Source organism: Flavobacterium anseongense, assembly GCF_021608185.1.
Classification (GTDB): Bacteria; Bacteroidota; Bacteroidia; order Flavobacteriales; family Flavobacteriaceae; genus Flavobacterium; species Flavobacterium anseongense.
The window spans coordinates 89,696-111,627 of record NZ_JAKIHN010000008.1 but is presented as its reverse complement, the minus strand read 5'-3'; the positions used below and the strand labels follow the sequence as shown (position 1 = coordinate 111,627).

The following is a 21,932-nucleotide window of genomic DNA, read 5'->3' as shown; positions in this document are numbered from 1 at the left end:
CGGGACGTTTTTTTTTAATATAAAGTTTTGGCTTCTTCGAGAACTGAAATTAAAATGGAATTGTCTATTTGTTCCAAAGAGAAATAGCGAAGTGATTTAACCGTATTCCTTCCATTATCGGCAATCAAATAATCGAGATTACTTTTTAATTGAAATCCTTTAGCAAAACCAACATCTACAAAGCCATGTTTATGACTGGCATTCAAATAACATAGCGGTTTCTTTTTATAATAGAAATAAGGAACTGTCCATTTATACTCTAAAGTAGTTTCCGGGATTGTATTTTGAACTACGGCTATAATGTGAAATAAAATATTCCTATAGTTTTCGGGTTGATTTAGTATGTATAAATCTGCGGGTTTCACAATTAATCAATTCCGTTTTGATCGAACAGATACGTTAACGAAGCCATTGCTGCGGTACCAAGTTCCAGTTCCCGTTTATTCACAGCATCAAATTTATCATTCGCGGCATGATGATAATCAAAATAACGTTGTGAATCGGGGCGCAAACCTGCTTTAACGATTTTTGCTGAAGTAAGATGTTCAATATCAGAACCTGTGTGATCTATTGTAAAACTGTGTATTAAATAAGGTTCAAATAAATATTTCCAGTTAGTTACTTTTTCGAAATTAACTCCATCACATTCAAATGAAAAACCTCTTGGTGAAAAACCACCGGCATCGCTTTCGAGGGCAAAGATGTGATTTTCTTTATTCAATTTTGACAATTCTTCATATTTTCTTCCGCCTCTTCCACCAAACTCTTCATTCATAAAAAGTACAGCTCTAATTGTATTCTTTGGCTTGTAATTTAATTTTTTAAATAACTCCAATACTCCCATGCTCTGCACAACACCCGCGCCATCATCATGCGAACCATCAGCCAAATCCCAGGAATCAAGATGTCCACCAACGACCATAATTTTTTCCGGATGTTCCGAACCTGTGATTTCACCAATTACATTATACGAAAGCACATCATCAAATGTTTGGCAGGAAAGCTTCATAAAGAATTTTAAACCCTTATTCTCTTTAAGTTTTTTGCTCAATAATTCAGCTGCATTCGTACTAATCGCAGCCGTTGGAATATATTGGTCTTTTGGCAAATCACCATAGCTTTGTGCGCCGGTATGCGGAAAATCATCCAATCTAAAACCCATTGAACGGACAATGGTTGCAACAGCACCCATTTTTGCAGCTTTTCCAGCTCCGGAATATCTTTGGTCAACACATCCACCATACGATTTAAAAGCATCAATATTTGCAGCTTCAAATGGTCGGTTGTAAAAAACTATTTTGCCTTTTATTTTATCTGCTCCGAGAGTTTCCAATTCTTTTAAACTATGTACTTCTATAACTTCGGCAGTCAATCCATTTTTTGATGTCGCTACCGAACCACCAAGTGCACAAATCGGAATACTTACTTTGGCTTTATTATCCAAAATAAACGCTGTTTCTTTTTCGCCTCTCACCCATTTTGGCACCATTACTTCCTGAAGATAGACTTTATCTAAACCCAAAGTTTCGAGTTGTGCTTTTACATAAGCCACAGCTTTTTCAGCTCCAACCGAGCCCGACATTCGGGAACCAATTTTATTTGACAAATCATCCAACCAGGAATAGCATTTTGAATTTGTCAATGTAAAAGCATAAATATTCTTGAGCATCTGTTGGTCGTTGCTTTGCGAATAAATAATGGATGTGAATAGTAAAGCGGAAAAAGCAATTTTGTTCATGGTTATTTTTTTATCAAAAATAATTGAAAAAACATTTGGTCACTGAAAAATTATTCATTTACTTTGCAATTCAAAGTACTTTAAAATGGAAAACGAAAAATATCTTAAGGACATACAAGACATCAAGGACATGATGTCAAAATCAACACAATTTATTTCATTAAGTGGCTTATCCGGAATTTTGGCTGGGATTTATGCATTAATTGGTGCTTATATAGTCAATACTCTTTTAGAGAAAAACAAATATGATGTTGTAATTATCGAAGGATTAACCTTTAAACTAATTGTCCTAACTGCTTTTGTTGTTTTAGTACTTTCATTAGTTACGGCTTTCATTATGACAAAGCAAAAAGCAAAAAAATTAGGAGAAAATGTCTGGAATGCTTCATCCAAAAGACTGCTGATAAACTTTTCAATTCCTTTGTTTACAGGTGGAATTTTTGCTTTACTCCTATTGCGTCACGGCGTTTATGGTCTGATTGCTCCAATAACTTTAATTTTTTATGGATTGGCTTGTCTGAATGCTAGTAAATACACTTTAAAAGACGTTCGTTATTTAGGCATAACTGAAATTATTTTAGGTTTAATTGCCGTTGAGTTTTCAGGATATGGTTTGTACTTTTGGGTTATAGGATTTGGTATTTGCCATATAGTTTATGGAGCTGTAATGTATTTTAAATACGATAGAAATTAATTTTGAAAGCTATCATCCAAAATATAAACAAAGCTTTTGATCACCGAATTCGTCTCGGGATTATGTCGGTGCTCATGGTTAATGAAAGTGTCGATTTTAATATGCTGAAAGAACTGCTAGGCGTGACCGATGGCAATCTGGCCAGTCATACCAAAGCATTGGAAACCGAAAATTATATCATGATTGAAAAACAATTTATCGGAAAGAAACCTAACACGAGGTATATTGCCACGACAGCAGGAAAAAAAGCATTTAGGGAACACATCGAAGCACTTGAAAAATTAATATCGAAATCTTAATCTATTTTTTTATTACTAAACTTTGAATTTCAAAGTACTTTCAAATAAATTAAAACTATGAAAACAGCAACAGGAAAATTTTCAACTTATTTGGCCATTACGTCATTTGGCATTGGAACACTTTTATTACTAATTCACTTTAGCTTTCAGGATAACTTAGAAATTATGATTACCGGCTTTTTTTATGTTCTTGTAGCTATCCTTTTGAATGGTATAACATTAATCCACTTACTATATCATTTTATTATCAATCGCTTAGAAAGAGAAATCATCGCTATTCGCATGCTTATTCTTTTGGCAAACATCCCAATTACATTACTGTATATAAACATCGTATTTCACAATAATTTATTCTAACTAAAAACAATTAAAATCATGGAAAATTCAGAAAATCAAATTACCGAAGTTAAATCATTCTTTCAATCGAATACCGCCAAAATGATTATGGTCGGATTCCTAACCTTAGTCTTATTAATTCCGCTATTCTTTGTACAGGATTTAATCCGCGAACGTTCACAGCGAAAAATGGAAATGGTTGATGAAGTCACCAATTTATGGGGAAAAGACGTTTTATTTTATGGCCCGGTTTTAAGAATTCCGTACACCAGCTACGAAGCCTACAATGTCACTAATCCAAAAACTGGTGTAACTACAATCGAAAGAAAATTGGTAAACAATTATGCCTATTTCTTTCCAAATGAATTGAAAAACACTTCTAATATCAAGAAGAATGAATCGCTCAAACGCGGTATTTTTAATCATGTGGTTTTCACGGCAGATATGAATTTCAGTGGAAATTTTACAAGTCCAAATTTTACAAAACTCGGAGTTGCGGAAGAAAATATTCAGTGGAACAAAGCTTCGATAATTGTAAAAACGACCAATTTAAAAAGTATCAAAAGCGAGCTTAAAATTAAGCTGAATAATGATGCCTATTCTTTCGAACCACAAAACAATGACAAAAGCGATTACAGCGTTTTGGCTACTAACAATTTCGACTATAAAGCATTAGTAAATAAAGACAAAATCAATTTCAATTTCGGAATAACCTATAACGGAAGTAATAGTGTGAAATTTATTCCGGTTGGAAAAATAACTACGGTAAGCGTCGATTCTGATTGGAAATCACCAAGTTTCGAAGGTTCATTTGCGGCAAGCGATACTACTAAAACTATCAATAATAATGGATTTCATGCCGATTGGAAAATTCTCGATATCAACAGAACTTTTACACAGCAATATGCAAATGTTTTGCCTGATTTGGATGATTATTTATTTGGTGTGAAACTTATCCAAACTGTAGATGAATACCAACAAAATGAACGCGCTTCTAAATATGGCTTTCTGGTTATTGGTTTGACATTCCTGATTTTCTTCTTAATCCAATCGGTTAGCAAAATCAACATTCATATTTTTCAGTATTCGATGATTGGCTTGGCTTTAATCATGTTTTATACTTTGCTGATTTCGATTACAGAACACAGTACGTTTAGCTTTGCTTATACCGTTGCCGGAACTTCGGTTGTTGCTATGATTACGATGTATTCGATTTCGATTTTGAAGAACAGGAAATTCCCAATGTTTATTGGAGCCTCACTTTCCGTTTTATACACCTTCATTTATGTAATTATCCAAATGGAAGATTACGCTTTACTTGTTGGCAGCATTGGATTATTCCTGATACTTGGAGCTGTGATGTACTTCTCGAGAAAAATCGATTGGAGTAAGTAAATTTGTAACTGATAATAATCCTAATTATGCAAAAGATAATTTTTTTATTGGTCCTTTCATTGCCTTGTTTGGCTTGCAAAAACAGTGATGAAAATAATTCTGAAGCTCAAACTGAAATAACATTTGAGAAAGAAAAATGGAAAATACAGGAAGGTGAAGATTATCCATATCGAAACAGTATGCTCAACGATTTGGTTTCAAGTGGCAGAATAAAAACCTTAACTAAGGTCGAAATTTTGGATTTACTGGGTAAGCCAAACCGAATTGACAATAATCATTTCTTCTATATGATTGCTCAGGAACGTATACAATCCTGGCCTTTACACACCAAAACATTAGTCATCAAGCTCAAAGATGATGAAAGTGTTGAATGGGTTAAAATTCATGAATAAATCATCAAACGAATTAGATATTATGGAACTATTTGTTAAAAAAGATTCAATAGTTAGAGAAATCTGGGGAAAGAGCGATACGGTACTATTTATTTTTGCCGGAGCTTCTGCTGAATTTGCGCTAAACAAAGCGGTAGATTGGATTTATTATACCGGAAAACTGCCATCAGATCCTTTGGGAAGATTATTTTCTACAGTGAAATACGCAAAGTCGATTGTATTTGCTCCTATGGATAAAGCCAACGCTTCGATTGATATGTTAAGTGATATACACAGTGCAATAGAGCAAAATCGAGGTGCGAGAATTCCGGATTGGGCTTACCGCGATGTTTTATTTATGCTTATTCATTATTCGATTGCGTCTTATGAACTTCTCGAAAGAAAACTGACTGCTGATGAAAAGGAAGAAGTCTATAATGTTTTTTATCGTGTTGGAACCAGAATGGGATTAGTTGAGTTGCCTTCAACACATAAAGAATGGTTACCAATAAGAGAATCGCATTTGATTGAAAATTTAAAACCGAGTAAATATACTTTTGATCTTTTTAAGCAATACAAAAAACATCTTGGTTTGCTTAGATATAAAGTGCTTATCGAAAGTCAGAAGTTAGTTGTCCCAAAACGGGTGAAACAACTTTTGTATTTGAGTGATTTCTCATTGCTGACGATAGTCATTCCGATATACAAATTCAGTCGAAATATGAAGCTTGGAAAAATTTTCAAAAACATGTTACTTCCATCAGAATATAAAATTCAGATTAACGAATTGGATATTCAAACCAGATAAATTTTAAAGAAAAAATCCCGTTCTATTGAACGGGATTTTTTTATAAATTGAAATTCCAATTTTTGTTTTTATCATACCAAAGTTGTCCTCTTGAAACCGTCAAGGGACAATCAAAATTATTGGTAAATAAACTTCCGGTTCCTAAACCCTGAGGCATTAAATTATTTTGCAAAAAAGTAAATTGCGCAATTGCATTCAAACCGATATTACTTTCCAAAGCCGAAGTAATCCACCAGCCGATATTTAATTTTTCGGCCAACGAAATCCATTCTAAAGTGCCTCGAAATCCACCTATAAAACTTGGCTTCAAAACGATGTATTGTGGCTTGATTCTTTGAAGCAATTTCTGTTTATCTTCCTTTGTAAACACACCAATAAGCTCTTCATCCAAAGCTATAGGAATTTGGCTATTTTTACACAAAACTGACATCGTGTCAGTTTGATTTTTTTTGATAGGCTGTTCTATGCTATGAAGTTTAAAACCAGTAATTTGATTTATTTTATTTAAAGCATCATTTTCAGAAAAAGCACCGTTAGCATCGACCCGAATTTCAATCATATTTTCATCAAAATTAGTTCTAATAAACCGCAATAAATCGATTTCTTTGTCAAAATCTATGGCTCCGATTTTCAATTTTATACAGCTAAAACCTTGTTCGATTTTGTCCTCAATTTGGGTTTTCATAAACGCCTCATCGCCCATCCAAACTAATCCGTTTATGGAAATACTTTTAGTGGAATTTGTAAAATCAGAAGGAAATAAATCGAATGGATTTTCACTTTTCAGAGACAAAAAAGCCATCTCAATTCCGAATTGAATGGATGGAAATTCGATTAATTCATCCCAAAGTTTTTGTTCTCCGAGATGAATATTTTGACAAGCCCAATGTATTTTTTCTTCATAATCAGATCGATCATCTGCGGATAATCCACGAAGAATTCCGCACTCGCCTATTCCTTTTTTACCATCTCTTTCCAAGACAATAAACCAGGTTTCTTTATCGGTTAAAATGCCTCGTGAAGTTCCTGAAGGATTTTTAAAATGTAGTATGTATTTGAAGTAAGAAGCTTTCATTTTAAAGCAAAATGCTTTCACCAATATCCAAAAGCATTAAATCTTTTCCGGCATCAAAGAATTTCTTTTTGGCTTCATCATGATTGATAATTATAAAACCAAACGTATCATAATGGCAACCCAAAATCTTATCACATTTCACAAAATCAGCAGCTATGATAGCATCTTCGACATCCATAGTGAAGTTATTGCCTATTGGAAAAATTGCCAAATCTAATTTTGTTCGCAGTGGTATTAGCTTCATATCCATAGTAAGTGCAGTATCACCAGAGATATAAATATTCTTGTGCTCGCCTTCGATTACAAATCCGCCTGGATTTCCTCCATAAGTACCATCAGCAAAAGAACTCGAATGTACTGCAGCAACATATTTCACTTTACCAAAATCAAACTGCCAGCTTCCGCCATGATTCATTGGATGATATTGAAATCCTTTGTTACCGTAATAAGTAGCAATTTCCCAATTAGAAACTACCACTGCATTGGTATTTTTTGCAATAGCTTCAACATCTAAAGTATGATCCTGATGTGCATGAGTAAGCAATATATAATCAGCCTTCAACGTCTTAATATCAATATGAGCCGCTTTTTCATTAGCCGAAATAAATGGATCAACAATAATATGCTTTCCACTAATTTCAATTCCGATGCAAGAATGTCCGTAGAATGTAATTTTCATAGTAATGTTAAATATAATTAACCAACAAATCTGAGATGAAATAAATCAAACCTAAAGCCAATAAAATAGAAAGAAAGAACGTACTCAACGCCAATTTTTTTAACTCAGGATCTAATAGTTTCGGGTTTCTATTTTTACGCACACGTATAAGATGCCCAGCCAATGGGAAATAAGCGGCAACAAATATGTATTGGTCAAAATGAAAATCATTTAAAAAAGCAAAAGCTACAACCAAAACCATAGCCGAAATGACTAAGAAATAATGGTATTGTTTTGCCCATTCACCACCTTTTTGAACAACGATTGTATTCTTTCCTGCTTTTCTATCGCTTTCTTCATCACGCATGTTGTTTAAGTTTAAAACTCCAACGCTCAGAAAGCCAATAGCTGTTGCCGGCAATAATAATAACCAATCTATTTCTTTTGAAAACATAAAATACACCCCAAACGTACTTACCAATCCAAAGAAAACAAAGACAAATACATCGCCATAACCGCGATATCCATAAGCGCTGTTTCCAACTGTGTAACGAATAGCAGAAGCTATAGCTAAAATTCCCAAAAATAAAAAGATAAAAGAGTAAAGCAGGTAACTTTCCTTAAAGGCAAAATAGATTAATGAAATCGCAAAAAACAACGTGATAACCGACATGACTATCATGGCATTTTTCATTGCACCTGGCGTAATTATTCCTTTTTGAATAGCTCGTTTTGGACCAACTCTGTCATCATTATCCGTGCCTTTTATTCCATCTCCATAATCATTGGCAAAATTGGAAAGTATTTGCAGTCCCAAAGTTGTGAGCAAAGCAAAGACTACAATTTTCCAATTGAACATTGCTTGCGACATGGCGTAAAAACTACCTACAATAATTCCGGATACGGAAAGCGGTAATGTTCTTAATCTTGCGGCTTCAACCCAGTGTTTCATTTGATATAATATTAAATCTAATTATTTTCTGCCAATTGCTACTGCTTACTGAACACTTTTTACGGCAGCCATTTCTTGTCAAAATTTGGTTTTCTTTTTTCTAAGAAAGCATCTCTTCCTTCTTTGGCTTCGTCAGTCATATAGGCTAATCTTGTTGCTTCACCAGCAAAAACCTGTTGACCAACCATGCCATCATCGGTTAAATTCATGGCAAACTTCAGCATTTTTATAGATGTTGGTGATTTCGCCAAAATTTCCTGCGCCCATTGATATGCTGTATCTTCAAGTTCAGCATGTGGGATAACCGCATTAACCATTCCCATATCCATAGCTTCCTGTGCTGAATAGTTTCTTCCCAAAAAGAATATTTCTCTGGCTTTCTTTTGTCCAACCATTTTAGCCAAATAAGCTGAACCATAACCACCGTCAAAACTCGTTACATCAGCATCAGTTTGTTTAAAGATAGCGTGTTCTTTGCTGGCTAAAGTCAAATCGCAAACCACATGCAAACTATGTCCGCCACCAACAGCCCAACCCGGAACAACACAAATAACAGCTTTGGGCATAAAGCGAATCAGACGCTGCACATCCAAAATATTTAAACGATGATAACCATCATCTCCAACATAACCCTGATGACCACGTGCTTTTTGGTCTCCGCCTGAACAAAATGACCAAACACCATCTTTAGAACTTGGACCTTCAGCCGAAAGCAAAACCACACCGATAGAAGTATCTTCCTGAGCATCGTGAAAAGCTTGTAATAATTCACTGGTAGTTTTCGGACGGAATGCATTTCGAACATCGGGACGATTGAAAGCTATTCTCGCAACGCCATTGCATTTTTTATAGGTGATGTCTTCAAAATCTTTAACTGTTTTCCAATTAATTGAATTCATGTAAATGCTAAAATTTGTTAAAATAAAATGTCAAAAAATAAATTCTATTATTTTAGCGTAAAAATAACGCATTTTTTACTCTTATCTACAAAAACAAAAGTAAATCCGTATGATTAAATCGATATTTTCCGTTGCTTTCTTATTATTCAGCTGCATCGGATTTTCACAAACTTATGAATTCCACACCATTAAAGATATTGAAGCAACGCCTGTAATCTCTCAAGACAAAACAGGAACATGCTGGAGTTTTTCTACTACGTCATTTTTAGAAGCCGAAATCATTCGTTTAACCGGAAAGAAAATCGACCTGTCTGAAATGTACAATGTACGCAACACCTATCTTGACAAAGCCGAAAATTATGTTATGCGTCAGGGAAAAACACAGTTTGGAGAAGGCGGATTAAGTCACGATGTTATCAACAGTGCCCGAAAATATGGCGTTGTTCCCGAAAGCAATTATATCGGAAAAACAAATCCAAAATCAAAATTCAACCACGAGAAAATGGTTGCCGAATTAGAAGCAATTGTAAAAAAAGCAGTAGCTGAAACTCCAAAAAATTATCCAAATTGGAAGTCAGATTATACAACAGTTTTAGATACATACATGGGTAAATTCAACGAAAGTGATAAATTAATTTCTTCTCAACAACTTATCGATAACAACAAAATTAATTACGAAGGAAAATCGCTAACGCCAAAACAATTTTTAGCCACGACCAAGCTGAATTTAGACGATTATGTAACCATTTCTTCATTTACAAATGCGCCTTTTTATTCAAACTTTATTTTAAATATTCCCGATAATTTTGCTAATGGCAGTTATTACAATCTGCCTTTAGATGAGTTTATTCAAAATATAGATAATGCGCTCGATAAAGGATATACATTAGCTTTAGACACCGATAATAGCGAAAGAACTTTTTCGGGCGAAGAAGGCATTGCCGTTATTCCGGAAAACGAAGATGACTCGAATGCTATTCTGACACAAATAAAACCCGAAAAAAAAATCAGTCAGGAATACCGTCAGGCCGAGTTTGAAAATTTCAATACTGTGGATGACCATTTGATGCACATTGTTGGGAAAGTTGCCGACCAAAAAGGCAACCAATATTACAAAGTAAAAAACTCTTGGGGAGCAAAATCCGGAAGAGATGGTTTCGTTTATATGAGCGTTCCCTATGTTCGATTAAAAGCGATCTCGGTGATGGTACACAAAGACGGTCTCATCAAAAAAACAAAATCATCATTGGGAGTATAAACCGGAATGATAAACAATACAAACGAACCTGAAGGAATTAAATTTTTTCAGGTTTTTTGTTATATTTATCCAACCAAAACCAACTTTATGAAAACCTTTTCCGCCAAAGAAAAATTCCGTATTCTATTTAGTTTTCCCGTAATCATTGCCGCACTTGGCTATTTTGTTGACATTTATGATTTATTGCTTTTTGGCATTGTACGAATTCCAAGTCTAAACGACATGAATTTGGACGCTGATAAAGTAGGAACCATGATTATCAATTACCAAATGATTGGATTAGTGTTGGGCGGAATCATCTGGGGTGTTTTTGGTGATAAGAAAGGAAGGCTTTCTGTCTTGTTTGGTTCTATCCTTGTGTATTCGCTAGCCAATATTGCCTGTGGATTTTTACCTGAAATGAATTTTGCCGACAAAGGAACTATTTATGCTGTGTTGCGCTTTATTGCCGGAATTGGTTTGGCAGGTGAATTAGGTGCCGGAATAACCTTAGTTTCTGAAACCTTACCCAAAGAATTACGCGCCATCGGAACTTCGATTGTTGCAGGATTTGGTGTGCTTGGCGCTGTGGTTGCTCAATTTACTGTTGAATTGGCAGGAAGCTGGACAACAGCCTATATTATTGGTGGATGCATGGGTTTAGTGTTATTAGTATTGCGAATTAGCGTGGCTGAAAGCGGTATGTTTAAAACCGTAAAGGAAAATGCAGCTATAAAACGTGGTGATTTCTTTTCGTTTTTTACCAATAAAGTACTTTTTCTAAAATATATGCGTTGCGTTTTTATTGGGATTCCAATTTGGTATGGCATAGGAATTTTAGTTTTTATGGCAAACCAATTTGCACCTGAAATGGGCATCGCTTCCATAAATCCTGGAAAGGCAATCATGTGGGCTTATATTGCAACTTCTATAAGTGATTTCACCAGCGGTTGGTTTTCTCAAGTTTTAAAATCGAGAAAGAAAGCAATCTTGTATATGCTGCTGTTTACGTTGCTCGGAGTAGTATTGCTTCTTTTTAGCGGCAAGAAAACCGAAAACATGTATTATTTCTATTGTGCCTGGATTGGATTTGGCTCCGGTTTCTGGGCATTATTTGTTACCGTCGCAGCAGAGCAATTTGGTACTAACCTGCGAAGCACGGCAACTACAAGTGTGCCCAATATGGTAAGAGGTACAGTACCGATAATGCTTATTGGTTTTGATTATCTGAAGCAAACTAACAGCGTTATATATTCGGCTGCTTTTGTAGGTTTGATTGCATTCGGCTTAGCATTTTATGCCACACTTACAATAAGTGAAACCCATAATACAGATTTAGATTATGTAGATTGATTTTTCTAATGCATTAAATTATTCATAAGTTCCAAAAATTCATCTTTTTTAGATCTGGAGATACTTACCACATCGTTATTGTTCATTATAATGTAGCCTCCATCTGATTTTACAAATTTTTTAACTTCATTTAAATTGATTAAAAAACTATTGTGGACACGCATAAACTGTTGCTCCAGCAAAAGTGATTCATATTCTTTTAAATGTTTACTAACTAAGAGTTTTGAATTATTATTTAAAATGAAAGTTGTGTAAGAACCCTCAGCTTTGCAATAAAGAATATCAGCGGTATTTATAAATTCAAAACCATCAGCGGTTGAAAGACATATTTTGTTGAGTTTTGGATGTTGTTGCTTTAAATTAAGCATTAATGTCTCCAATTGTTTTTTATAGACATCTTGATTTTTCTTCTTTTTCGCTTTTTCAATTGATTTTTGTAATTCCTCTAAATCAATAGGTTTTAAAAGATAGTCGAGAGAACTGAATTTAACTGCTTTAATTGCGTATTGCTCAAAAGCGGTTGTGAATATAACCTCAAAATTGATATCTCTTAACTGCGACAGCACGTCAAATCCAGTTCCTGTTTGCAGCTCAATGTCTAAAAAGACAACATCAGGATGTAATGCAGCAATTTTTGTAACTGCCTCATCAACGTTAGCTGCAGTTTCTATAACTTTTACGTCTACACAAAACTCTTCAAGCAGGTTTTTCAAAGTTTCTCTGCTATGTTTTTCATCTTCTACAATTATGGCTTTTAAACTCATAGCTTAAAAATTTAGTTAATTGGAATTTTAATAATTACTTTGGTTCCCAAGGATTGGCCTTGCTCATCATATTTATCGATAATCTCTATATTTTTTTCTTGAGGATTTTTAGTATTGAGAAGTTGCAACCTATTTTCAGTGACTTCCATACCACGCGATTTTTTGTGTTTATTGATCCTATTGTCATCATTTGCAGCAGCATTTCTACCGACACCATTATCATCTATTTCGCAACTGATATAGTTTTCAAACATTCTGAAATTGATGATTAATGTTTTAGGACCTAGTTTTTTATTCAATAAACCGTGTAAAATAGCATTTTCAACAAAAGGTTGTATGATGAGCATTGGAACCTCAACAGCATCAGTATCTATGGCTTGATCAATTTCTATGGAAAAATTAAAGACATTATCAAAACGTAAGGATTCCAATTCTAAATAATCTTTCAAAATCTTTATTTCGTCAGCTAATAATGAAGTTGCTTCAATAGAATTTTCCATAATATTTCTCATTAACCGACTAAATTTCGTAAGGTATTTTAGGGCAGATTCTTTATGGTTAGTGGCAATTAAATGCTGGATAGAACTTAAGGAATTAAATATAAAATGTGGGTTAATTTGAGCTTTTAATGCTTTTGTTTTATTTATATGAGAATCTTCTTGAAATCGTAGTTTTTCTCTATGTGTTTGTTGCATTTTGTAAGTCAGACCAAAGGCAAAAACAATAATTTCAAGTGAAACACCCGTAAGCATAATATAATAATCGTTGTAAAATATATGAGCTATAGCTCCTACCATATAACAAAATGAACCAATGACAATAAATAGTGCCAACTTGTTTTTTTTATTTTTCAGGAGATAAATCATTCCACAGATTCCAAATAGGATCATTATAAACCGATGAAAAGACATTACATATACATGTCCTGTGAAAAGGTTTAAAAAAATAAAAGCTGTATCTAAAACCACTAGAATAATCAGTATCGATACAAGAATTTTTATAGCGATGTGTAGTTTAGGATAGTCTATGACCGTTTTTAAGTAATGGGAAATAAAACTCAAATACCATATGTTTATCACCATTTGTAAATTGTTATAGAACCAAAAACTATAAAACAAGTTTTTGTCAAAAAGGAAATCATATATTTTTAGATTATTGCCACACAAGTAAAGAAAAAAACTTAAAACATAAAGCGAATAAAATAAATACTCTTTTTGTCTAAAGTACAGATAAAAGGAGAATGTTAGTAAGCACATGATGATACAAACACCGGCAAATAAAAAAGAGGGAACTAATTTTTTGATGTTAGTCCAGGTTAATCCTCTATTTATCGCATTCTCCTCGCTTTGTGAATGATATGTGAACTTCCATTGTGAAATAGTTTCAAAAGATTTAACCCTTTTAACTTTAAGATATAAATACCTATTGTCTATCAGATTGTGTTTGTTGAAGTATGTTCCATGACTATAAATCATCAGTTCTGAGTTTTTAATTCCATCAAATCTTCCAATGTAGCGTTGGTCTATCGTTGCATTATTTTGATAATAAAAAGTGGCATATTCGAAATCCTTAAATTTTAAAGTATAGGTAGTATCCTTTTCTAATTGGTGTGCCATGTTTCTAAAATCCAATTGAATCCAAAAAGTTTGAGAAGGATTTGTTTTTTTCATGAATGTCTTTGGGTTTCTGAATAGTTTTTTAGATTGTATTACCTCTTGAAATGAAATAGAATCATGTTCTGAAAGATATACTGAAAAGGGAATCGAGTTATTACTTTTTTGAGCAAAACCTCCAAAGACTGTGAAGCAAAACAACCAGCAAAACACTATTATCCTTTTGTCATTTACCATGGTTTATTGCAAATTAGGTAGTAGTAAGTTAATATTTCCGCCCGTTAATTTACTATTTTTATGGAAAGTAATCTTATTTTCTATCTTATAGTTTTTAAAAGTATTGAGTAATTGTATTTGATTTTGCCATTCCACAATTCGATCTCGATACTCTGGTAAATAGTTACTGATTTTCGCCGACTTAGGATCATAACTATAAGACAAGTCGACAATTACATTTTTTTGGGTTACTTTAAATAGCGCTTCAATCTTTTGATTAGTATGTTGGCAATAGATACCATGCTCAATAATATTTTCGAATAGCGTTTGAAGAATAAAAGAAGGTATCAAAGCATCTGTATTTTCAGCACTTTTATCAAGAGTAATTTCAAATTGAAATTGATCATCATATCGCAATTGCTGCAATTTTAAATACCAATTGAGCATGGCCATTTCTTCCTCGAGTGTAACGGTGTCTTTTTCAATATGCTTTAAATAAAAACGTATCAGTTTACTAAAGACTGATAGATATTCTAAAGCTGATTTTTTGTTTTCAGAAGTAATAAAATACTGTATGGCATTGAGGGCATTAAATACAAAATGTGGATTCATTTGAGTATTTAAGGCTTTTAATTTTAGTTCGACAACCTCTTGTTTTATTTTGAGCAGCTTGTCTTGTTTTTCCTGAATTAATTTGGATGCTCTAACATTTTCAATTTTAATAGCACAGATAGACGCTATCGTGGATAACATTTTTAAATGTTGTTGTGTGAAAAATCCTTTACTTGGATGTTCACAGTCTAAAACACCATATATCACACTTTCTGTAGCAATAGGTACTGTAATTTCAGATAGCCGAAGCTCGTCATCAACGATGTATCTTTCATCTTTTGAGGTATCATTAATAATTTCGGCCTTACCTGTAACAGCAACTGTACCGGTAATTCCATGTCCTAAACTAATCGTGACGGGATTATAGAGATTTTTATCTTTTGGGCTTTTGGGTCCATAAGCCGCTTTTTGTTCTAACACATTTTGTTGCGTGTTGATGATATAAATAACGCAATCCACAAAGCCTAATTTGGCAATACAGTTTTTAGCTAAATCCCATAGCAAATCTTCTTCATTTTCTTTTCCTAAAATGGATTTAGAAAAATAAATCAATACATCTTCAAATTGTTCATTATTGAATATTCTAGACTTTACTAAATCGGTCATACAATTAAATTTAAATAAACAAACTTATAAAGTTTAGAAATTAAACTTTTTCTCAATTGATGAATGGCTCATCTCAATTGACGCATTGTTTTTTGTGGATTAATAAACAATGAATTACACACCCTTTGATCTGATTTAATGAAAAATTACCATTCATCAATTCAGAAGCTAAATCCGTCAATTAGGTGGGTTTTAAAATAAGAACAACAAATACTTTTGGTTCAGAATCACAAAGAAGACACAATCAGAAAAACATAATTATAAAAGTAAACGAAAATTAACCTTTAAAAAAAACAACATGAAACACAAAAAACTAAAGTTAGGTGTTTTGCTATTAGGATTTAGTCTTTCAGCACATGCACAACAAGCCGCTACAGCTTCCGGCGGAAATGCTTCCGGTAGCGGAGGAACCGTTGCTTACAGCGTAGGCCAGATAGTTTACACCACCATAACAGGCTCTAATGGGTCGGTAGCTCAAGGCGTACAACAAGCCTACGAAATTTCAATAGTATTAGGATTGGAAAACCATGAAGTAAATCTTATACAGGCATACCCCAACCCAACTATTGATTATTTAACACTAAATGTTGGCAACAGCGATCTTTCTTCTTTGAACTTTCAACTGTACGACATAACCGGTAAATTAATTGAAAACAAAAAAATCACAAGTTCCATAGAAACTATCCGTATGGAAAATTTACCGAGTGCGATATATTTTTTAAAAGTAACAAACAACTATAAAGACATAAAAACATTTAAAATCATTAAAAAATAAAAAGATGAAAAAAATTTATACAATCATAGCTGGGCTTTTTATAACTGCAAGCGCATTTGCGCAAGCCCCACAAAAAATGAGTTACCAAGCCGTAATCCGTAACAATGGTAATACACTAATAACATCAACAGCGGTTGGAATGAAAATAAGTGTATTGCAAGGTACATCAAATGGTACTGTAGTATATAGCGAAACGCAGACCCCAAATACCAATGCCAACGGTTTAGTAAGTTTAGAAATTGGTAGTGGCACACCACTAACCGGAACATTTGCAGGGATTAATTGGGCAGATGGACCCTATTTTATTAAAACAGAGACCGACCCAACTGGAGGGTCGAACTATACTATCTCAGGCACTAACGAACTTTTAAGCGTACCTTATGCATTATTTTCTGTAAATGGAACTCCAGGACCTGCCGGCCCAGCAGGTGCAACAGGTCCTCAGGGACCAATGGGCCCAACTGGTGCAACCGGTCTTACAGGAGCTACTGGTCCGCAAGGACCAATAGGATTAACAGGTGCAACAGGACCACAAGGGCCAACAGGCTTAACGGGTGCAACAGGTCCTCAGGGACCAATAGGTGAAACTGGCCCTGCCGGAGCAACTGGTGCTCAAGGGCCTCAGGGCAACCCAGGAATACTTTTAAACGGTACTGTTGCTGGAAATACGCCTTATTGGGATGGTACTTCGTGGTTAGTAAACAGCAACAATATTTTCAATAATGGTGCTAATGTTGGTATAGGTACCACAACTCCTACTTCAAAACTGCATGTGAAAAGTACCACTGGTAACGCGATGAGAGTGGAAGGAACCACCAATATGTTTATGGGTCTGTACGAAGACGGGGCTTACAGAGGTTACTTGGGTTCTTATTCAGGTAGTACTACCGATGTTGACTTAGGTACCGGAGCCGGAAATTCGACCGGCTCACTACATCTAACAGTTCAGGCAAGTCCAGCACTTAGTATAGATCCCAACATGAATGTAGGAATTGGTACAACAACACCTGACAGCAATAGGCTTAAAATAAATATAGCCGATTCAACCACACCTACAGGTTTATTTATACAGAATAATTACACAGGTGCATCTAACAAATACGGAATCAATTTGAACGTAAATGAAGTGGGTGCCGGAACTAAATATGGCGTATATTCTTTGATGGAAGGCACCGCTGGAGATGCAAGTTCTGTTTATGGTTCTTATCTAAACGCTATACCAAATGGCACCGGAAGTGTATTCGGAAATTATAACTACTTGGCACCTCTTGGTACCGGTTCAAGATATGGCACTTATAACTGGGTAGATGCAGCCGCAGCGAGTACATCTACCATTTACGGCAGCCACCAGTTGGTTAACCATAACGGATCCGGAACCACTTACGGATATGCTGCCGATGTGAACAAAGCAGCAGGGCAAGCAGGCAATTTGTATGGTCTAAATATTACTGCTGATAATGACGGTACCGGTAATTCATACCTTCTTTATGGTAATTCGGTTGGTAGCACCACCGGCAACGAATATGGAGTATATGTAACTGGTGAAGATATAAATTACTTTAGTAACAAAGTGGGAATTGGAACCAATGCACCGTCAACCAAACTAGAAGTACTAAGCAACACTACTGCCGCATCACAAGGAGTCATACGAGGAGAGTTTACAGGCACCAATACAGAAGCTTATGGTGTACACGGTGTAAATAACAATAGTGCAGATTATGGTACTGGTGTTTGGGGAGACGGTGGAAGTCTTGGCGTTGGTGGACAATCGATTATTGCAGGTTCAGGCGACAGGTATGGCATGTTTGCTTTCGGTAAAAATGGTGCCTCTAGAAATTACGGAATTTACGCAAGTGGTCAGTTTGGAGCCACCACATACGGAGTTGAGGCAAATGGAATGTATGGCACTTCTACCAATTATGGAGTTCATGCTACCGCAAGGTTAGGCAACAATTCTTATGGGGTTTATTCAACTGCAGACAATGCTAGTATTTCCAATTATGGTTTTTATGGTCTTGCAACTGGTGGTGAAATTGCTTACGGTGTGTATGGTTCCGGAAGTGGAGGTTCGACTACCAGTTTTGGTGGTTATTTTAATGGAACTGTTTATACAACTGGTTTATTTATCGCAAGCGATAGAAAACTGAAAACCGACATAGCGCCTTTGAATGAAGCTTTATCGTTAATCAACCGTCTACAACCTTCGGTATACAATTATAACACCAGTACTTATAAACACATGAACCTGCCAGAGGGTTTACAATATGGTTTAATTGCCGATGAACTGCAACAAGTACTACCTAGTGCGATAAAAAAAACGGTGCAGCCTGCCGAATATGAAAATAATGATTCACAAAACGGTAAAAAGTTAAGCGACGAAGTAGAGTTTAACGCCGTTAATTACACAGCAATTGTTCCTATTCTTATTGCTGCTGTAAAAGAACAGCAACAAGAGATCGAAGGAATGCAACAACAAATTGACGAACTAAAAAGACTTATTGGAGAGCTGAACAAAAAGTAAAGGTTAATTAATGAGCAGCTGCCGCAAATGATGGTCTAACCAGATTGTTGTTTGCGGCAGTTGCTTTTTGCTTATTTTGGAAAGAATGAACAAAGGCTATTGTTCCGCTTAGAGTGAAAACGATGGATATTTTTATTTACTTACTCAAAAGTCATAACAAATAGCAAAAATTATGTAACACTTTTCGCCCTGAGAATAAGGAATTTTATACCATGAAAAAGTATATCCTAATCCTTAGTATTTTTATGGTTCTGACTTCGTGTAAAAACGAAAAACCTGTGATGCGTAAAAAAGTCATCCCAACTCGGGTGAAACCGAAAGCCATTAGCTATCATTTTGAAAAAACCAAAAGTTGGTTGACTACTACAAAAGACAGTTCCAAAATCTGGATAGTTCTTGCTGCAAACAGAACCGACAGAGCCAATATAGTGAAAATGGATTCCATCATAGTTCCAACAGATTTGACCGGCGATTTAGCTTATTATTTGCCATTCCCACTAGAAGTCGCCTCACTAAGCGATGTTAGCAAAATAATATTCTTTTCGTATGCCACACAAACATTTGCAACTTATGAATATGGCGATTTGATTCGGACTGGTCCAACCAATATGGGACGAAAATCAGATAAAACACCAACCGGATTGTTTTTTACCAATTGGAAAGCCGAAAAAACTACCAGCACGTTTAACGACGAATGGGATTTAAAATGGAACTTTAATGTCGCCAACAAACTAGGTGTCGGATGGCATCAGTATGAACTGCCGGGTTATCCTGCGTCGCATTCCTGCCTTCGACTTCAGGAAAGAGATGCCAAATATCTTTATGATTGGGCAGATGAATGGGTATTGATAAACGATGAAACCATTAAGCTTAAAGGCACTCCTGTTGTCATTTTCGGTAGCTATGATTTTGACGGAACAAAACCTTGGTATCAATTAGTGGATAATCCAAAAGCATTAGACTTATCAGAAGCTTTGATTGAAAAAGAAGTACAGCCCCTTCTGTCCAAAATACTAGCTGAACAGGAAAAAAGAGCCAATTCCAAACAATAAAAAATCCAAACTTTCTTAACGCCATTCTAACATTTACATTTGTATCTTTGTATCGCTAAAAAATGAAGAATGGAATCAGTTATTGATACTAATTTACCTGTGGGTAAGCCTAAATGGCTAAAGGTAAAACTACCTATCGGTCAAAAATACTCGGAACTTCGTGGTCTGGTTGACAAATACAAACTCAACACTATTTGTGCTTCGGGCAGTTGCCCAAATATGGGTGAATGTTGGGGAGAAGGCACCGCTACCTTTATGATTTTAGGAAACATCTGCACACGTTCGTGTGGTTTTTGTGGCGTAAAAACCGGTCGTCCCGAAACGGTAGATTGGGATGAACCCGAAAAAGTAGCGCGTTCTATCAAAATCATGAAAATAAAACACGCCGTAATTACAAGCGTCGACCGTGACGATTTAAAAGATATGGGTTCTATTATTTGGTTAGAAACCGTTCAGGCGATTCGCCGAATGAATCCTGAAACAACATTGGAAACCTTAATTCCCGATTTTCAAGGTGTAGAAAGAATTATTGACCGAATTGTAGAAGCCAATCCCGAAGTGGTATCGCACAATGTGGAAACCGTTCGTCGTTTAACGCGTGAAGTTCGTATTCAGGCGAAATATGACAGAAGTTTAGCTGTTCTAAAATACCTGAAAGACCAAGGAATTCGCAGAACTAAATCGGGCATCATGCTTGGTCTTGGCGAAACCGAAGAAGAAGTGATACAAACCATGCGCGATTTGCGTGACCAAAATGTTGATATCGTTACCATTGGTCAATACTTACAACCAAGTAAAAAACATTTGCCTGTAAAAGAATTCATTACTCCGGAACAATTCGAGAAATACGAAAAACTGGGTAAAGAAATGGGATTCCGTCATGTTGAAAGTGGCCCGTTAGTGCGTTCGTCTTATCACGCAGAAAAACATATCCTTTAAAACTTGAAAACAAAAATTGCCATCAACGGTTTTGGACGCATTGGGAGAAATCTTTTCCGGTTGTTGCTCAATCATCCTTCAATTGAAGTAGTTGCCATCAATGATATTGCTGACAACAAAACGATGGCACATTTAATAAAATACGACAGTATTCACGGTGTTTTGCCTTATGACGTTTCTTTTGATGACAAATCGATAATTGTTGACGGAAAACATTTTTCGTTTTTTCATGAAAGAGAAATCAGCAATCTCAATTGGGACAAAATCGACTTTGTCATCGAAAGCACCGGGAAATACAATAAGTTTGAAGACATCAACAAACACATTCTGGCCGGAGCCAAAAAAGTAATTCTCTCTGCTCCTTCCGAAGTTCCTGAAATTAAAACCGTTGTTCTTGGTGTAAACGAAAACATATTAGATGGAACCGAAAACATAGTTTCCAATGCGAGTTGCACAACTAATAATGCCGCTCCAATGATTAAAATCATTGACGAACTTTGTGGCATCGAACAAGCATACATAACAACTGTACATTCCTACACTACCGACCAAAGTTTACACGATCAACCACACAAAGATTTGCGTCGTGCTCGTGGTGCAAGTCAGTCTATTGTTCCGACAACAACCGGTGCAGCCAAAGCACTAACCAAAATTTTCCCGGAAATGGAAGGAAAAATTGGCGGAAGCGGAATTCGTGTTCCTGTTCCAGACGGTTCTTTGACTGATATTACTTGTTATGTAAAAAAAGAAGTTACTATTGCCGAAATCAATGCTGCCTTTAAAAATGCTTCACAAACTTCACTAAAAGGAATTCTTGATTATACCGAAGACCCTATCGTTTCGGTAGATATTATTGGCAATAAAAACTCCTGCCTTTTTGATGCGCAACTAACTTCGGTTATCGGTAAAATGGTCAAAGTCGTTGGCTGGTATGATAACGAAATTGGCTATTCTTCCCGAATAATTGATTTAATACTTTTATTGAAAAAATAATTTCCCTATTTTTAACAATATAATTT

The 21,932-nt window shown here is 35.3% G+C and carries 22 protein-coding genes; 13 read left to right on the top strand and 9 right to left on the bottom strand.

What is annotated here, in order from left to right:
* Window positions 1-14: 14 nt before the first annotated feature.
* The gene (locus L1S35_RS11415; RefSeq protein WP_236400783.1) at window positions 15-365 is read right to left on the bottom strand and encodes a DUF1801 domain-containing protein; all 351 of its coding nucleotides are present in this window, start codon (window positions 363-365) and stop codon (window positions 15-17) included.
* Between the two features lie 2 nt (window positions 366-367).
* A complete protein-coding gene (locus L1S35_RS11410; protein WP_236400781.1) occupies window positions 368-1,738 on the bottom strand; it encodes a M28 family peptidase in 1,371 nt (456 codons plus the stop codon).
* An 85-nt stretch (window positions 1,739-1,823) separates the two neighbouring features.
* Here L1S35_RS11410 and L1S35_RS11405 point away from each other — a divergent pair, with 85 nt between their 5' ends.
* Genes L1S35_RS11405 through L1S35_RS11380 form a run of 6 tightly spaced genes read left to right on the top strand, consistent with a single transcriptional unit; the run spans window position 1,824 to window position 5,641 of the window.
* A complete protein-coding gene (locus L1S35_RS11405) occupies window positions 1,824-2,432 on the top strand; it encodes a hypothetical protein (protein ID WP_236400779.1) in 609 nt (202 codons plus the stop codon).
* A 2-nt stretch (window positions 2,433-2,434) separates the two neighbouring features.
* Complete coding sequence (locus L1S35_RS11400; protein WP_236400777.1) at window positions 2,435-2,731, top strand: winged helix-turn-helix domain-containing protein; 297 nt, start codon at window positions 2,435-2,437, stop codon at window positions 2,729-2,731.
* Window positions 2,732-2,788: 57 nt separating this feature from the next.
* Window positions 2,789-3,088, top strand: a complete 300-nt coding sequence (locus L1S35_RS11395) for a hypothetical protein (protein ID WP_236400775.1) — start codon at window positions 2,789-2,791, stop codon at window positions 3,086-3,088.
* Between the two features lie 18 nt (window positions 3,089-3,106).
* Window positions 3,107-4,462: a cell envelope integrity protein CreD gene (gene creD / locus L1S35_RS11390; RefSeq protein WP_236400773.1), complete on the top strand. Its 1,356-nt coding sequence runs from the start codon at window positions 3,107-3,109 to the stop codon at window positions 4,460-4,462.
* A 26-nt stretch (window positions 4,463-4,488) separates the two neighbouring features.
* Complete coding sequence (locus L1S35_RS11385) at window positions 4,489-4,854, top strand: hypothetical protein (RefSeq protein ID WP_236400771.1); 366 nt, start codon at window positions 4,489-4,491, stop codon at window positions 4,852-4,854.
* Entirely contained in the window at window positions 4,847-5,641 is a 795-nt protein-coding gene (locus tag L1S35_RS11380) for an oxygenase MpaB family protein (protein ID WP_236400769.1), read from the top strand. The genes L1S35_RS11385 and L1S35_RS11380 overlap by 8 nt, the downstream gene beginning before the upstream one ends.
* A 40-nt stretch (window positions 5,642-5,681) precedes the next feature.
* On the opposite strand, the gene L1S35_RS11375 is transcribed toward L1S35_RS11380, so the two are convergent.
* From L1S35_RS11375 to L1S35_RS11360, 4 genes are read right to left on the bottom strand one after another with little or no spacing between them, the layout of a single operon-like run.
* The gene (locus L1S35_RS11375; protein WP_236400767.1) at window positions 5,682-6,716 is read right to left on the bottom strand and encodes an o-succinylbenzoate synthase; all 1,035 of its coding nucleotides are present in this window, start codon (window positions 6,714-6,716) and stop codon (window positions 5,682-5,684) included.
* Window position 6,717: 1 nt separating this feature from the next.
* Window positions 6,718-7,395, bottom strand: coding sequence for a metal-dependent hydrolase (locus L1S35_RS11370; protein WP_236400764.1), 678 nt, complete (start codon window positions 7,393-7,395; stop codon window positions 6,718-6,720).
* Window positions 7,396-7,402: 7 nt separating this feature from the next.
* Window positions 7,403-8,326, bottom strand: coding sequence for a 1,4-dihydroxy-2-naphthoate octaprenyltransferase (gene menA, locus L1S35_RS11365; RefSeq protein WP_236400762.1), 924 nt, complete (start codon window positions 8,324-8,326; stop codon window positions 7,403-7,405).
* A 59-nt stretch (window positions 8,327-8,385) separates the two neighbouring features.
* Complete coding sequence (locus L1S35_RS11360; protein ID WP_236400759.1) at window positions 8,386-9,225, bottom strand: 1,4-dihydroxy-2-naphthoyl-CoA synthase; 840 nt, start codon at window positions 9,223-9,225, stop codon at window positions 8,386-8,388.
* Window positions 9,226-9,334: 109 nt separating this feature from the next.
* Between L1S35_RS11360 and L1S35_RS11355 the strand changes: the two genes are divergently transcribed.
* Both L1S35_RS11355 and L1S35_RS11350 read left to right on the top strand, forming a co-directional pair.
* On the top strand, window positions 9,335-10,483 hold the full coding sequence (locus L1S35_RS11355; protein WP_236400757.1) for a C1 family peptidase: 1,149 nt from the start codon (window positions 9,335-9,337) through the stop codon (window positions 10,481-10,483).
* Window positions 10,484-10,570: 87 nt separating this feature from the next.
* Window positions 10,571-11,815 carry an MFS transporter gene (locus L1S35_RS11350; RefSeq protein ID WP_236400755.1) on the top strand — a complete coding sequence of 415 codons (1,245 nt, stop codon included), beginning with the start codon at window positions 10,571-10,573 and terminating at the stop codon, window positions 11,813-11,815.
* Window positions 11,816-11,820: 5 nt separating this feature from the next.
* Here the strand turns inward: L1S35_RS11350 and L1S35_RS11345 are convergent, their stop codons facing one another.
* The 3 genes from L1S35_RS11345 to L1S35_RS11335 form a co-directional block, all read right to left on the bottom strand.
* Window positions 11,821-12,579 (bottom strand): LytR/AlgR family response regulator transcription factor, encoded by a 759-nt coding sequence (locus tag L1S35_RS11345; RefSeq protein WP_236400753.1) that lies wholly within the window; start codon window positions 12,577-12,579, stop codon window positions 11,821-11,823.
* 11 nt (window positions 12,580-12,590) lie between these two features.
* A complete protein-coding gene (locus tag L1S35_RS11340; protein ID WP_236400750.1) occupies window positions 12,591-14,249 on the bottom strand; it encodes a sensor histidine kinase in 1,659 nt (552 codons plus the stop codon).
* A 183-nt stretch (window positions 14,250-14,432) separates the two neighbouring features.
* Window positions 14,433-15,626 carry a histidine kinase gene (locus tag L1S35_RS11335; protein WP_236400748.1) on the bottom strand — a complete coding sequence of 398 codons (1,194 nt, stop codon included), beginning with the start codon at window positions 15,624-15,626 and terminating at the stop codon, window positions 14,433-14,435.
* A gap of 298 nt (window positions 15,627-15,924) precedes the next feature.
* Between L1S35_RS11335 and L1S35_RS11330 the strand changes: the two genes are divergently transcribed.
* From L1S35_RS11330 to gap, 5 genes are all read left to right on the top strand, one after another.
* Window positions 15,925-16,401 (top strand): T9SS type A sorting domain-containing protein, encoded by a 477-nt coding sequence (locus tag L1S35_RS11330; protein ID WP_236400747.1) that lies wholly within the window; start codon window positions 15,925-15,927, stop codon window positions 16,399-16,401.
* 4 nt (window positions 16,402-16,405) lie between these two features.
* Complete coding sequence (locus tag L1S35_RS13325; RefSeq protein ID WP_305070387.1) at window positions 16,406-18,922, top strand: tail fiber domain-containing protein; 2,517 nt, start codon at window positions 16,406-16,408, stop codon at window positions 18,920-18,922.
* A gap of 212 nt (window positions 18,923-19,134) precedes the next feature.
* Complete coding sequence (locus L1S35_RS11315) at window positions 19,135-19,974, top strand: L,D-transpeptidase (RefSeq protein ID WP_236400745.1); 840 nt, start codon at window positions 19,135-19,137, stop codon at window positions 19,972-19,974.
* Window positions 19,975-20,043: 69 nt separating this feature from the next.
* Entirely contained in the window at window positions 20,044-20,913 is an 870-nt protein-coding gene (gene lipA, locus L1S35_RS11310) for a lipoyl synthase (RefSeq protein WP_236400743.1), read from the top strand.
* 3 nt (window positions 20,914-20,916) lie between these two features.
* Entirely contained in the window at window positions 20,917-21,906 is a 990-nt protein-coding gene (gene gap / locus L1S35_RS11305) for a type I glyceraldehyde-3-phosphate dehydrogenase (protein WP_236400741.1), read from the top strand.
* Window positions 21,907-21,932: the final 26 nt, after the last annotated feature.

Excerpts from the sequence above, each read along its gene's own strand:
- L1S35_RS11410 (WP_236400781.1), bottom strand. The coding sequence starts at position 1,738 with ATGAACAAAATTGCTTTTTCCGCTTTACTATTCACATCCATTATTTAT.
- L1S35_RS11405 (WP_236400779.1), top strand. The coding sequence starts at position 1,824 with ATGGAAAACGAAAAATATCTTAAGGACATACAAGACATCAAGGACATG.
- L1S35_RS11395 (WP_236400775.1), top strand. The coding sequence starts at position 2,789 with ATGAAAACAGCAACAGGAAAATTTTCAACTTATTTGGCCATTACGTCA.
- creD (WP_236400773.1), top strand. The coding sequence starts at position 3,107 with ATGGAAAATTCAGAAAATCAAATTACCGAAGTTAAATCATTCTTTCAA.
- L1S35_RS11385 (WP_236400771.1), top strand. The coding sequence starts at position 4,489 with ATGCAAAAGATAATTTTTTTATTGGTCCTTTCATTGCCTTGTTTGGCT.
- L1S35_RS11380 (WP_236400769.1), top strand. The coding sequence starts at position 4,847 with ATGAATAAATCATCAAACGAATTAGATATTATGGAACTATTTGTTAAA.
- L1S35_RS11375 (WP_236400767.1), bottom strand. The coding sequence starts at position 6,716 with ATGAAAGCTTCTTACTTCAAATACATACTACATTTTAAAAATCCTTCA.
- L1S35_RS11370 (WP_236400764.1), bottom strand. The coding sequence starts at position 7,395 with ATGAAAATTACATTCTACGGACATTCTTGCATCGGAATTGAAATTAGT.
- menA (WP_236400762.1), bottom strand. The coding sequence starts at position 8,326 with ATGAAACACTGGGTTGAAGCCGCAAGATTAAGAACATTACCGCTTTCC.
- L1S35_RS11360 (WP_236400759.1), bottom strand. The coding sequence starts at position 9,225 with ATGAATTCAATTAATTGGAAAACAGTTAAAGATTTTGAAGACATCACC.
- L1S35_RS11355 (WP_236400757.1), top strand. The coding sequence starts at position 9,335 with ATGATTAAATCGATATTTTCCGTTGCTTTCTTATTATTCAGCTGCATC.
- L1S35_RS11350 (WP_236400755.1), top strand. The coding sequence starts at position 10,571 with ATGAAAACCTTTTCCGCCAAAGAAAAATTCCGTATTCTATTTAGTTTT.
- L1S35_RS11345 (WP_236400753.1), bottom strand. The coding sequence starts at position 12,579 with ATGAGTTTAAAAGCCATAATTGTAGAAGATGAAAAACATAGCAGAGAA.
- L1S35_RS11340 (WP_236400750.1), bottom strand. The coding sequence starts at position 14,249 with ATGAAAAAAACAAATCCTTCTCAAACTTTTTGGATTCAATTGGATTTT.
- L1S35_RS11335 (WP_236400748.1), bottom strand. The coding sequence starts at position 15,626 with ATGACCGATTTAGTAAAGTCTAGAATATTCAATAATGAACAATTTGAA.
- L1S35_RS11330 (WP_236400747.1), top strand. The coding sequence starts at position 15,925 with ATGAAACACAAAAAACTAAAGTTAGGTGTTTTGCTATTAGGATTTAGT.
- L1S35_RS13325 (WP_305070387.1), top strand. The coding sequence starts at position 16,406 with ATGAAAAAAATTTATACAATCATAGCTGGGCTTTTTATAACTGCAAGC.
- L1S35_RS11315 (WP_236400745.1), top strand. The coding sequence starts at position 19,135 with ATGAAAAAGTATATCCTAATCCTTAGTATTTTTATGGTTCTGACTTCG.
- lipA (WP_236400743.1), top strand. The coding sequence starts at position 20,044 with ATGGAATCAGTTATTGATACTAATTTACCTGTGGGTAAGCCTAAATGG.